Below are 12454 nucleotides of genomic sequence, written 5' to 3' on the forward strand. Positions count from 1 at the left end.
GCAGGTGCGGAAGGCGTCGTTTCTTCGTCTTGGTCGTCGGCATCCGGCTCGCTGGCCTGGGGCCGGGCTGGTTGCTGCTCGCCTTGGTCGAACAGGCTGGCCTGCGCAAGCGCCTGCCGCAGCCTGTCCCAGTCGTGTTCGCCGTACCGGTGCAGGCCGAGGAAGTAGGCCATGGCCAGGTTGTACACCATGAGGTCCAGCGCCTCGTTGCGCTCGGCCTTGCTCTTGACCCATTCGAACCGTTCGTGCCCCTTCACGTAGCGGACGACCTTGCGTTCGGCGACGCATTGCTGAAAGAACTCGTCGGGCAGGTCCTTGGCGAAATGCAGCGCACCAGGTCCCTTCTCGAAGTTGTAGCGGTTGTAGATCCAATCTTTGGCCGTGTCGGTACCGACGATCCACAGCTCGGCACCATTGCGTTCGGTCTGGCCCTTCCAGGTAACGTCAACCTGAGATGGGCGCTGAGCGATGATAGCCTTACCCGGCTTGCTCGCCCCCTTGAGCGCGAACACGTTGCGCCACCGACGCACACGGGTGAATTGGTAGACCTCGTGGGTATGGTGACCGCCGGAGTCGATGCCGGTGGCCATGATCGCCAAGCTGACGCCACAAGGGTGCCGGTAGCGAACCTTCAAGCGGTCATCCAACAACGTCCAAGTACGTTCATCGGCCGGGTCGCCAGGGATGACCTGGTGATCGACCACCCAACGCTCCATGCCGGCGCCCCAGGCCATGACCATCAGTTCCAAGCGGTTGGCTTGGACGTCGACGGAAGCCGTCAGCGTAAGCGCCCCGACCGGCAGGGTGCCGAGCACGTAGTCTTCTTGCAGCGCGCGGGCTTGCAGCACTTCGGCCTTGGTCTGCTCGATCGCACTGTCCCATACCTCGGCCAGGCGCGTGTTGTAGAACACCTGCATGGGGTACAGGTTGCCACGGTTCTGAGCGCGCTTAGCCTCTTCGTATTCCCTGGCAAGGGTGGCCCATGACTGCCACCCCAGCGGGGCATAGAGCGCATTGAGGTGAAAACTCACCGTCTCGCCATCACCCTGCGCATGAGCGCGCCATTCGCCTTGAGCCAGCATCTCGGCCTTGTGGTGCTCCTCGATAAGCACATCACAGTCAGGCCCAGAGCACTGGTAGTGCGCGGTGCTGAAATCGGCCGAGTACAACAGCCGATCCCACGTCAGCACCTGCATGTGCCCACAGGTTGGGCAAGGCACGTAGTAGTGCCGCTGATCCCCCATCATGTAGAGGTCATCGATTCGCGACATACCCTTGATGAGCGGAGAGCTGGAAAAGTAGAACTTGGCGTTGCGGCCGAACGTACTACCCCGCGCTTCAGCCAGCTTGATCGGATCACCTTCCTGGTTAACGTCCACCTCCCAGCGATCAACCTCATCGCCATACACATACCGGGCAGACAGCTCGGATAGGTTGGCTGCCGAACCGGCTGTAGTGGCAAACAATGCACCGCCATCGAATTCCTTGGTGTCCAAGGTGTTACGGGCATCTCTGGAACGGACCGCCGCCACACGCGCTTTCAGTTCAGGTACTGAATCGATGGTCTTGCCAATCCGTGAAGACACCCGCTTCGCCAAGCCCCCGGTGGGCAGCAGCGTCAAGATGTTGGCCGGCGCCATATGGATCAGCGCACCGATCCAGTTCAGTGCGACCTGGGTTTTCATCAGCTGCGAGGCGATTTTGGTCACCACCCGCTTGCACGGGTGAGCGGGTGACAGGCAGCGCATAGGTTCTCGGGCATAAGGCGTACGCGCAGTGCGGTACTTGCCAGGCTCTGCGGCACCGGTGCACGCGGGATTCGCATGTACTCATCTGCCCACTCGTCGACCCATAGATCAGGGTCCGGTGTCAGCCCGCGGCAAAACGCTTCGCGGTACACCTCTGCACCGTCTGCGTATCCGGTGGACATAGGCTCAGCCCTGTTTAGTGGATTGTTTCTGGCCAATGGCCTGTTCGAGGTCGGTGCTGTTCATGTTGGCGGCTTCGGTGAACACCCGACGAAAAGTGTCCGTGAGATGCCTCTCAACCTCCCACAGGTCGCTCATCCCAACCACTTCGCCGGCTAGCTGTGGAGCCAGACCGAAAAACTGCTCGCGAAGCATCCTCCCAGCAGCGAACGCGGCGTCTTCGACCGCGGCCCGTTCGACCAGATTGCCCCGAACTTTGTAGAACTCGGTCTCGGCCAGACCCGCGAGGTAGAACTCTCGATGCGCTTTCGCCTTCTGGAAGTTGGGATTTCCGCTCGCCGCGAGATCCGGCTGCTGCACCGCAGGTGTGTCGGCGCCGGGCTGGAGGTGGGCTCGGACGTCCCGTTCAATGCGCTTTTCTTCATGCCGGGCCGCGACGGCTGCTTTGCTCGGGTCAGCAGTCTCTTGAATCTTCGCCTCGGTGGCCAACACGTCCACCAATTTGCCATCGGGAGAAAGCACCAGCCGGCCGTTGTCTTTCAACCAGGTGATGTAACTGGGTGATCTCCCTATGCGAGCCGCGAAGGAGCTCTTTGACATGAAGTTTGGATCCGCCACGAGCCCTCCATTTCAACGGTATTTCAACGAACAACCTTTCAATTTCAACAGGTTGAATTTCAGTAAGCTGGCAACCTTCCCGCTAACAAGATCCCGCGGGTTTCCTGCCCCGTACTGAGCGAAAACCGCCAGGGTCCCCGGCGGGTCTGGTCTGCCGGCCAGCGCAACCAGACAACTCAGTGCAACCTCAGAGCTTCGCGACCAGGCCAACCACTGTGGCGATGCCGACGACGACCGCACCAGCAAGGAACCACCAAACTGGAGCCGCGCCACCCTTCAGTTCGGACATGGTAGCCGGAGCAATGTGTTCCACACGCACACCTGCCGCATTCACGTGCAGCGACTCGGCCTGCGAGCAGGACTCAAGGGCAAGGTCCGTGCGAACAACAAAGCCGCGATCCGATGTACGTGCCACCATCTCTTGGCCTTTGTGAAGCACCAGCTCACACCCTAAGGAAACAAAGCTGTCCGCCTCGATGCGAATAGGTAATGGTCGATCAGGTAGAAACACGGTGTAGGTGGTTTGGCTCATTGATTCACCTCTATGACAAAAGCCCACCAAGATGGCGGGCTACGGGTTGCGCGCACTGTCGTGCTGTAAAAAACGGATCAGCCGTGATAACAAGTCCGGTTGGGAGGCATCGGCCCCGATGCCCACATCAAAAGGACTGAGAAATGGAACTGGATATCTACCGCGATCAGGCGCACGACAAACTTCTGATCGTTGAGCGAGGCCGGAATATCCAAAAGCTGCCAGACATGGATCCTGTCTCCTTGGAAAGATATAAATTCGACAATAACGTCGACTTAGATTGCGATAGATTGCCCACCGGAATCGACGCGAGCGTCGTGTTGGAAGCGATCATGCTGCGCGGATACTTCGCGGCCACGTTCATCGCCACCCTCAAAGAAATTGACTAGCTAACCTTCTGCACCAGGCTGCGTGGGCGGCGGCATCTCGCAGACGCCCAGCCGCTTGGCTGCCCAGCGTTCGTACAACCCGATGGCTACGTCAGCACCGGCCATTGCGGTCAAGCAACCGAATGCTCCAGCCGCCCAGATCGACACCCCCATCGAGTACAAGAGCATCATGGTCGAAAGGCCGCAGACGATGCAGGCGCCCGACCTCAGTGCAATCCGCCGTACCAGTCCCCATCCCCGCACACCGGCCTTGTCGGCCCGCCACATCTCTCCCGACACACCGCCGACCAGGGACAGTACGATCACCATCCAGATTGGCATTTCGATTAACGCGTGTTGCTCATTAGTCATGCTGGCCTCATAGGTCGAATGCACGGCGCCGGAAAAAGAAAACCCCGCCGGATGGCAGGGCTCTCGGTGCGCCGATTGCTCGGTGCGGGCTTGCACAGCACAGTGCTTGGGGGAGCGCCGAAGCGCAATTTGCAGATCGTGGTGACTTTTTACCCTTGGACTGAAAGACCGAAAAGAGGCAATTTTCGGTCATTCGCTTCGACGCTACTTCGACGCAACTTTGACGCCAGTTCGACGCATTCCAACTCGACGAACGGTATGCATGCGTTCCGGGCCTGCGCGCACCATCAAGATACGCATGACTTGCAAATGCAGCGACTTGACCCAGTTCCAGTAGGTGCGCTCAGCGCCCTCAAGCAGGCCGACTTCCTGCATCTGCTCACGAATACTTACCGCATGCAGGTATCGGAACAGTGCAAGCCGGGCGAGCACCTTGCCTCGTGCGTCACGCCGATCCAGCTCAGCCAATGCCGCATCGACCTCTGCCGCAATGTGATCCAGCCCCGCGCCACCCACCAGGATCCGCGTACCAGGAGTGCCACGCGGCGCGGTGCCTTTCCATTCCATGATGCTGCCCATCTGGCTGCCCAAGCCGGCCCCGAGGCCGAGCCGGTTGCGTTGCTCGCCCCAATGCTGCAACAGGCTATCAACGTCCTTCAGCATGGCGAAACCTCCCCCGAAAACCGTACCCAACACAAAAACACACTACCCAACACAAACCCAACACAGGGAAAAGCCAATGAATACAGGGCACTAAAAGAAGTTGTGTTTAGTGTGTTGGGTTTGTTGGGTTTTTCAGTGCTCGCATAGGATTTAAGTTCCCCTTGATTGGCGGCCCCAAGAAAAGACGCGCATGCGCGTGCGCGACGACGAACCCAACACACCCCACACAGACCCCGGCAACACGCGTAATTCAAGGGCCAAAAGTGTGTTGACCACTCAACACCAACCCGACACCAACCCAACACACCCACCACACCTATAAATGTACTCATGCCGCCAGCACCTTGATGTGGTCCCAACCATCGACGTTCCAGCCCGCAAGCTTCGCCTTGGCCCGCCAGTCGGTGACCGTCTTGCCCAGCTCGGCCGCTGTCAACGATGGGGGCAGGGAAGCATCGGGATCGTCGGGGAAGAAGAACGCCGCGAAACGCCGCGTACTTCCATCGGTCCAGGGTATAGGCCGCGTCTTCTCCACCGACGAGCTGATGAACAGGGAGAACTTCGTCTGGCTCATGGAGTGCTCCCGGTTGCGCTGGCACCACTCAAGGAACAATGCATACAGATCCGAAGACATGCAGCAACCCCACAACCCAGTACCGAGGTCACCGCAGCGCCATAGACTCATGAACGTCTGCCATGCCGCCCGACTCAAGGCCACCAAACGCTCCCGTGCCGGCGTGGTCGGCGGGCGCGTGCGCTCGTTGAAGTCGCCCAGGTCGACAGTGAGCAACCAGGCGTACAACGCGGCCACACCACCGTTCTTCAACTCGGCCCCTATCGCCTTCTGCCGCTCGACGGGCAGCGTCTCCATCGGCCACATGACCAACATGCGGCGGTCGCTCTCACTGATCGGCCAGGGCAGAATCTCGTTGCTGAGGAAGACCGCATTCATGTGGTTGGCTTCCTCCCAGCCGTTGATGAACTTGGATTCCATACGCACCGTCTTGCCCGTCACCAGGTGCTTGATCTTGCCAACCTGGTTGTAACGTTGATCACGGCTGACGACCTCCTCGAACACTGCCCATAGCTTTCGGCTCTGCCAGGCGTTGAACGAGCCTTCCAACTGGGTCTGCCCCACCGTGGCCGCGTACTGACCGTACAGCTCACCCATTGCATCGGCGAACAGCAGGCTCTTGCCGGAGCCCTCCATGATTGAGTGCATCAACACCGCCGTGTCCATCTTGGCGCCAAGGTGCTGCAACGGGTAGGCCAACCAACGAACCAGCCACTCCATGGCGTCCTTTTCGTAGTTGCACAGGAACGAGATAAGCCACCGCAGGTTCTCGCACGCCGCGTCATCGCGCACCGGCTCAAACGGCAGCCCTTCGAAGGTGTTGATGTAGGTATTCGGGTCTTTGGTCATGGTCGGGTCGAACACGATGTTGTCGACGTCGACCACGCGTCGGTTGGGGCTGTTCAACCACAGTGCATACGCATCGCCCAGGGCCATTTTGGTGGCCCCTTCGGCAATACGGCGCTTCTTTTCACGGTCCCATACGTCCTTGGTGCCGTCGATGTAGACGTACCTGTCGATGGGGGCGAGCCCAAGGGCGCACCCTTCTTGGTGGTCATGCGGCGCAGCTGCTCGATCTCTTGCACCTGGTCGGCGGATGTAAGGCGCTTGTCGGCAAGCTCCATCCACTCCTTCGCCAATGCCTTGCCGATCAGCGCTTCGAACCCTGACTTTTTCATCACCCGCGCTTTGTCCATATCCCAGACATGCGTGGTGCCCTCAACCAGAGCGAATCGGCGACGTACTTCATCCAGGGCCATTGCAGCAGCCTCCCCCACTCCCCCGGAGGCCGAGGAGCTGGCCGCGCTTGGGGCATTCTGTACCGAGGGGGTCGGGGGAAGCTCACCCTGCGGCGGGGGCTCTGGCGCCCGGCTGGGTTTGTCGAGCCCGAGCAGCCGCGCAGCCGCCTTCGTTGCGGCCGAGGTGTCGCCGCCGTGCTCAAGAATGCAGTACACGTCGAATGCATCGTTCTTGTGCCCGTTGGCCAAGGGGTCGGTACTGTGATGCGAGTACAACTTCCCTTCAGTAATCGTCACGCCCGGCAGCCCACTGCTGCTCTGGGGACACAGCCACTTGCCACCGTGCTTGGTGTAGCCATGGTTGGCAATCAGCGCCTCAAGGTCGTGGCACCGGTTGAACTCATCGATCACCTTGGGCAGTTGTGGGCCACCAACTGGTGCGCGCTTCGGCGCAGTAGCCGCCGGCTTGGTCGACTTCGGCGCCCAGGGGCAAATCGACAGTGCCCCGCGCTTGAAGGTGTCCCACCCTTGCCATATCGTCAGTAACGCGTCTGGCAGATCGGGCAAGCCGTCAGGGCTCGGCGGGGTACGCCAGACATAGGGCTTGCCGGTACCGGGGTGGATCGATGGAGGCAGCAAGTCCTGCACCAGGCCGGCGCGCAGCTCAAGCACCGTGAAAGGTTTGTAAGGCTCAGCCGCAGCTTTAGCCGTCGCCTCGGCCGCAACGTCACCGGCCTGCTTCGCCGCCTTGGCCTCAGCCATGAAGCCGCGAAAGATCGAGCCGTCAGGGTCCGACTCATTCGGCCACGACAACGAATGACGGGTCAGTTCGACCCCGTCAGGCACCCGAAACATCACTCGAAAACGCGCCGGGTTGCCCACCACTGTCGGGTAGGCAACTGCGAGCGCGTCAAGGTCCAGCCCGAGCTGTTCCTGCAGAACGAACCGCGTCCACTGCACGTCATCGACGTCAAGGGAGCACACCCGGCTGGGGCCGAGAACAACCCCTAGGTTGTGGGCGGGGTACTGCTGCCAGAAGACTTCGGCAGCCTCAGGGCTGGTGTAGTACCCGCCCGGCTTGTTCCACCCGAGCCCTTTCGGGCCCTTCTCTCCAGGCTCAATCGGCACCAAGGCAAGCCCAAACGTCTCGATATAGCGCCGCGCCCATGCGGCGATTGGCATTCCGTTGCGATCACTCATCGGCGTCGCTCCCGCCGGTCCTGGCAAAAGACACAGGTCTCGCAGCCAGATACAGCTTGTCGTCGAAGCAAAGGAATGACCACGCCGCAATCCATGCAGAATTCAGCGCTTGGCTGCTGTGAAGGAATGGCGCGACGTCCAAGGGCGACCTGCAGCAGGTAGTCGGCCTGCTCATTGGCCCGGTCAGCGATATCAGCCATCGATATGATCCTCCATCGCCTGACGAGCACCTGCCATGATACCCAGCACCTCGCGGATAACGTCGGCCCCCTGCTTTTCCAGGTCCAGCACTTCGTGCAGCTCCCATTGCTTGTCGGCGGCACCCTTGTGCAGGCTGGCGACAAACTCCCCCGCCTCACCTAGCAGCTTGCCGACAGCCTTCAGTGCCTCACGGCTGGCAGGCACGGGTGTGGGGCGGTACCAGACCGCACCGGCCGGCCGGACCAGCGCATCCAGCAATCGCGGATCAGCGGTCAGCCTGATGACTTCTTCAAGTTCATCCGGCGATAGCCAGCGCCGCTCTTCATCGTGCTTGAGTTTCTTCTGGAGGGTGTCGTTCTCGACGACCATTTCGAATGCCAGGCGGGTGATGCCACCTGAATAGTCACGCCCGGCGCGATAAAGCGCGTGGCGCAATGAAAGAACCGGGCCAGCGCCCGGCAACAGGTCAGTGCGACTCATAACCGTAAAACCTCTGTTTACGGTGTAGCCATTGGAGCGGGCACGCCCTATCCTACGACTACGACCGATGTGCATGTGCTGTGTGTCGTCGAGCTGGTCTGGGGAGGTGAGAGGCCCCAGGCCAGCGCCTTACGCGGCTGTCTTTTTTTCGTCGGCTGCCAATACGCCGGATTTCAAATCCCTCAGGTCTTCCATCCGAGCCGTGCACGACTCGAACATCGCGGCCGCTCAAAATCATTTGAGAGATGGCGCCTTGAGTCACTCCGAGAATTTCGGCGACCTCTACCTGACTCCTCCCCTTCGCAAACTCAGACAAAGGGATCCCGAATTGGACTGTCATTCTCGATTCCTCAAACGGATACAGAACAAAATATTAGTTCAGCTCATTAAATCAAGCAAGAAGAAAACACCTGAGCTGTTTGAGCGATATGAGCAACCCTTATAGCATCACGGTCATGACGACCAAACCGCCCTACATCGCCGAAGAAGCTGCTCGCCTCAAAGCGGCTTACAAAGCCCGCAAAGCCGCAGACCCAACCCTCAATCAGGAGAAGGTCGCGAGGCATGCGGCTGGGCAGGCCAAAGTGCAGTCAGCCAATACATGACGGGCAAAATCGCCCTGAACCTCCCAGCACTACTCAGTCTCAGTCGTGTTTTACGTTTTGCACCAGAAAGTGTCAGTCCTCGACTGGCAGAAACGTTGAGCATGGCCACTAATGGTTCGATGATCAGTTCTCTGGACTCACATCAGAACACCACGGAGATGGGACCGGCGGGGAGGCTGTTGCCTGTGATTGGATATGTGAAAGCTGTAGCCTTCTGCGAGGCAGGCGAAGGAGCTTCAAGGAATGAAGTAGAAGAATGGGTCGAGGCAGGTGGTGCTGCAGGCCCGCGGGCATTTATCTTGCGAGTCGAAGGCAAGAGCATGGAGCCCGACTTCAGGCCCGGTGACAAGGTTGTGATTGACCCCGACATGCCGTGGAAATCTGGAGACTTCGTTGTCGCTAGGCGCCCAGACGAGAAAGCTGCAACTCTCAGGCAGATCACTGAAGAAGGTGGCGAGCACTATCTGTACGCCACAACCCGGACTGGCCTGATCGCGTCATCAAAATTGATACCTCCTGGCGTGTCTATGGGCGTGCAAGACGCAAAATTGTCGACCTCTGACCCCGGTAGAAATGAAGCCCGCTGAATGCGGGCTTTTTTGTGCCTCGCGTTCATCAAAACACTAAATAACAGTAGAGCTATTGACTTAATAAACCACTAACACTAATTTTATGTCGTACCCCTCTCACAATGAGTACGACCATGATCGACACACAGCACACCAAATCAGGCCAGGTCTTGATCCATCCCACAACCTGCCACAGCCTTCAGAAAATCTATGCCTTTGAGCTGCGCACGGGCTTGAAGGTCATCACGACTCCTACCGGCCCGGCCCGAGCCATTCCCATGCACACCAGCGGAGGTGCCGCATGAGCGAATACGTGGTGCCATTGGCAAAGGTCATGTTGCTCCGTCATCTGCTCCAGAACGGCGGCTCATCAAGCTGCCCGGTACATCGACCAGAAGTCACGCTCACCGCCGACATCACGATCGAACTCGATGGTGAATCGATCATAGCCAGAGCGACATTCGGTCCACTCACCGGGTCTTTGAAGCTCCAACGCGATGACTCAGCCAACTACCTTCATTTGCGCGACTTCATTCAAGACATCGCCAACGGTCGCACGGAGACCGGCCGGCAATCCGAGCTTGCCATCGCCCTGATGGAGGCATTCGACAGCGTTGACCAGGTGATCAACGACGACCAAATCGCGTATGTCACCCCCACCACCTCGACAAGCTTTCCCTTCGGCGCGGTAGTCACGAACGGACAGGGCGAAGTCTGCGCAGCAGCCATTGGCAGTAGCAAAGAGCACTTGGCCGAGCTGATTCGCATCAAGCTGCTTGGCATTCAAAAGGGGATCAGGGAAAGCGCATGACCGACACGCTAAGCCAACTGCGGCGCCAATGGACCACCCCATGTCCGACGCTGACCGCTGTGCGGGAGCACTATTTCCCACACATCAAGACCGACCGACACCTGCGCAACCTGATCAACGCCGGCCGTATCTGCCTCAAGTTAAGCAAGCTGCACCGCTCGGTACGCGCCGAGCACGTGGTTTATCTGCATCACCTCGCTGCCTATCTGGATGCACAAGCCCAGTCAGCAGCATGACACGGCGGCCCCGGCCAACAGGGGCAACACCACCTGCCGCACCTCTCACCTGGCCTATGCCGGCGGCGGACACTTTTTGGAGCACAGCACATGCAACTACAGCACATCGCCATTACCTTGGGCGCCCTTTGGCTACTCACGCTGATAGCGCTGCCGCTCCTGGCCAGCGTGGTCAGCCGGCGAGCGAAAGAAAGCGGCTTCGCCGCAGGGCTGGCCCAGCGCGAGGCTGACCATACCAAGCAGATCGCGGCACTCAATGCCGACGTCGACGCGCTCGCCAAAGAGCGGCTGGACGAACAGCGCACCCACGCCCGAACCTCGGAGCAACGGTTGGAAGTGATTGCAGAGCTTGAAGCCCGGATCATGTCTTATACGGGACTGGCCGTTACCAAAGCCGATTACGAGTACCTGAAAAACGCTGCAGAGACGCTGCGCCTTGCGCGTAACACATGGCAAAAACTGCAGGGTACAGAGCCATGGTGCAAGCGGGCCTACGACGAGTGCCAGGGACTTCTACGCTTGGCCACCCGTATCCATTCGGAGCTTAGGAAAGCACCGGCCACCGCTGCCACCGTTATGGAGTCCACTAATGCGTAAGCACGTGCTGAAGCACTTCCACCTGTGCTGCGGCCTGGGCGGCGGCGCCAAGGGCTTCAACAAGTCCAAGCCCATCGTGGGCAACCTGCAGGCCGAGTGGCAATGCATCGGCGGCGTCGATGTGGACCCGGCCGGGCTGGCCGACTTCGAGCGACTGAGCGGCGTGAAGGGCACGCTGCTGGACCTCTTCACCCGCGATCAGTACACCCGTTTCCACGGACAGGAGCCGCCACCCGGCTGGCTCGAGGCCACGCCGGAAGACATCCGCCGGGCTGCAGGTGGCCAGCGGCCCGATGCCGTGTTCATCAGCTCGCCGTGCAAGGGGGCCAGCGGCCTGCTGTCGGAGAAGATGAGCCTGACTCCGAAGTACCAGGCACTGAACGAGCTGACGCTGCGCTGCATCTGGCTGTTCGGCGAGGCATGGGCCGACGATCCGGTACCGCTGCTGGTGTTCGAGAACGTCCCGCGCCTGGCATCACGCGGTCGGCACCTGCTCGACCAGATCAACAGCCTGCTTGCCAGCTTTGGTTATGCCGTGGCCGAGACCACCCACGATTGCGGCGTGATCGGTGGGCTGGCACAGAGCCGCAAGCGCTTCCTGCTGGTCGCCCGCCACGTCGAGAAGGTGCCGCCCTTCCTGTACGAGCCTGAGCACAAAAGCCTGCGCGCCGTGGGCGACATTCTCGGGCGCATGCCACTGGCCGGCGATGTCGAAGCCGCCGGGCCGATGCATCGAGTGCCAGCACTGCAATGGAAGACCTGGGTGCGCCTTGCCCTGGTCGAAGCCGGCAAGGACTGGCGTAGCCTCAATGACCTGGAGATCGAGGACGGGTACCTGCGCGACCTGATCATCGTGCCCGAAGCCTATTCAGGTTACCTGGGCGTGAACCAGTGGGATAAATCGATCGGGACAGTCGCCGGCCGGTCCAGCCCCACCAACGGCGCGTTCTCGATCGCAGACCCGCGCTCGAAGCCCGGCGCCCTGCAGTACCAGCAATACGGTGTACGGCGCTGGGGCGATACCAGCGGTGCGGTGATTGGTGTGAAGTCGCCCGGGCAAGGCACGTTCAGCGTGGCCGACCCTCGGCGCGCCGGCGGCGGGTTCGGCAAGTACCTGGTTACGCCGTACGACAACGCTGCCGGCACGGTGATTGCCGGCAGCACCACCGGGCAGGGTGCGTTCGCGGTGCAAGACCCACGACCAGGTATGCGTCGAGTCAAAGGTGATGCGTACCTACATGGCGGGCATTACGGTGTCGTCGACTGGAATGGCCAAGCCGGGGCCGTGTCGGCGAGCGCTCGCCAGGACAACGGCCGCTGGAGCGTAGCCGACCCACGGGTGCCGGCCGCCAATGACCGCCTGACCTGCATCATCACCAGCCTAGACGGCACCTGGCACCGACCGTTCACCACACTTGAGCTGGCAGCCATTCAAAGCCTGGTTGAGCCAGAGGAGCAGTTC

13 protein-coding genes and 2 pseudogenes are annotated in these 12454 nt (G+C 60.3%); 7 read left to right on the plus strand and 8 right to left on the minus strand.

Annotation, left to right across the window (positions count from 1 at the left end; all coding sequences use genetic code 11):
• The 3 genes and pseudogenes from G3436_RS18005 to G3436_RS18015 all read right to left on the minus strand — a co-directional run.
• Positions 1 to 1930, minus strand: a pseudogene (locus G3436_RS18005) (phage terminase large subunit family protein); the annotation flags it as partial.
• A gap of 4 nt (positions 1931 to 1934) precedes the next feature.
• A complete protein-coding gene (locus G3436_RS18010; RefSeq protein WP_178116511.1) occupies positions 1935 to 2528 on the minus strand; it encodes a terminase small subunit in 594 nt (197 codons plus the stop codon).
• Positions 2529 to 2733: 205 nt separating this feature from the next.
• Positions 2734 to 3078 carry a hypothetical protein gene (locus tag G3436_RS18015; RefSeq protein ID WP_163947630.1) on the minus strand — a complete coding sequence of 115 codons (345 nt, stop codon included), beginning with the start codon at positions 3076 to 3078 and terminating at the stop codon, positions 2734 to 2736.
• A 143-nt stretch (positions 3079 to 3221) separates the two neighbouring features.
• On the opposite strand from G3436_RS18015, the gene G3436_RS18020 reads away from it, so the two are divergent.
• Complete coding sequence (locus tag G3436_RS18020) at positions 3222 to 3467, plus strand: hypothetical protein (RefSeq protein WP_163947632.1); 246 nt, start codon at positions 3222 to 3224, stop codon at positions 3465 to 3467.
• Here the strand turns inward: G3436_RS18020 and G3436_RS18025 are convergent, their stop codons facing one another.
• From G3436_RS18025 to G3436_RS18045, 5 genes and pseudogenes are all read right to left on the minus strand, one after another.
• Positions 3468 to 3818, minus strand: coding sequence for a phage holin family protein (locus G3436_RS18025; RefSeq protein WP_163947661.1), 351 nt, complete (start codon positions 3816 to 3818; stop codon positions 3468 to 3470).
• Positions 3819 to 4022: 204 nt separating this feature from the next.
• The gene (locus G3436_RS18030; protein WP_243667208.1) at positions 4023 to 4481 is read right to left on the minus strand and encodes a hypothetical protein; all 459 of its coding nucleotides are present in this window, start codon (positions 4479 to 4481) and stop codon (positions 4023 to 4025) included.
• Between the two features lie 328 nt (positions 4482 to 4809).
• Positions 4810 to 7493: pseudogene (locus tag G3436_RS18035) on the minus strand (bifunctional DNA primase/polymerase).
• Positions 7490 to 7693 (minus strand): TraR/DksA C4-type zinc finger protein, encoded by a 204-nt coding sequence (locus G3436_RS18040; RefSeq protein WP_163947635.1) that lies wholly within the window; start codon positions 7691 to 7693, stop codon positions 7490 to 7492. The pseudogene G3436_RS18035 and the gene G3436_RS18040 overlap by 4 nt, the downstream one beginning before the upstream one ends.
• Positions 7686 to 8174 (minus strand): phage regulatory CII family protein, encoded by a 489-nt coding sequence (locus G3436_RS18045; protein WP_163947638.1) that lies wholly within the window; start codon positions 8172 to 8174, stop codon positions 7686 to 7688. Before G3436_RS18045 ends, G3436_RS18040 begins: the two co-directional genes overlap by 8 nt.
• Positions 8175 to 8775: 601 nt before the next feature.
• Here G3436_RS18045 and G3436_RS18055 point away from each other — a divergent pair.
• The 6 genes from G3436_RS18055 to G3436_RS18080 all read left to right on the plus strand — a co-directional run.
• Positions 8776 to 9366, plus strand: a complete 591-nt coding sequence (locus tag G3436_RS18055) for a LexA family protein (protein ID WP_163947644.1) — start codon at positions 8776 to 8778, stop codon at positions 9364 to 9366.
• A gap of 116 nt (positions 9367 to 9482) precedes the next feature.
• Complete coding sequence (locus G3436_RS18060) at positions 9483 to 9653, plus strand: hypothetical protein (protein WP_163947646.1); 171 nt, start codon at positions 9483 to 9485, stop codon at positions 9651 to 9653.
• Positions 9650 to 10159 carry a hypothetical protein gene (locus G3436_RS18065; protein WP_163947649.1) on the plus strand — a complete coding sequence of 170 codons (510 nt, stop codon included), beginning with the start codon at positions 9650 to 9652 and terminating at the stop codon, positions 10157 to 10159. The genes G3436_RS18060 and G3436_RS18065 overlap by 4 nt, the downstream gene beginning before the upstream one ends.
• Positions 10156 to 10395, plus strand: coding sequence for a pyocin activator PrtN family protein (locus G3436_RS18070; protein ID WP_163947652.1), 240 nt, complete (start codon positions 10156 to 10158; stop codon positions 10393 to 10395). The genes G3436_RS18065 and G3436_RS18070 overlap by 4 nt, the downstream gene beginning before the upstream one ends.
• Positions 10396 to 10485: 90 nt before the next feature.
• On the plus strand, positions 10486 to 10992 hold the full coding sequence (locus G3436_RS18075) for a hypothetical protein (RefSeq protein ID WP_163947655.1): 507 nt from the start codon (positions 10486 to 10488) through the stop codon (positions 10990 to 10992).
• Positions 10985 to 12454: DNA cytosine methyltransferase (locus G3436_RS18080; RefSeq protein WP_163947658.1), on the plus strand; the 1470-nt coding region annotated here is incomplete at its 3' end. The genes G3436_RS18075 and G3436_RS18080, both read left to right, overlap by 8 nt.

The organism is Pseudomonas brassicae, from assembly GCF_010671725.1.
Lineage (GTDB): Bacteria > Pseudomonadota > Gammaproteobacteria > Pseudomonadales > Pseudomonadaceae > Aquipseudomonas > Aquipseudomonas brassicae.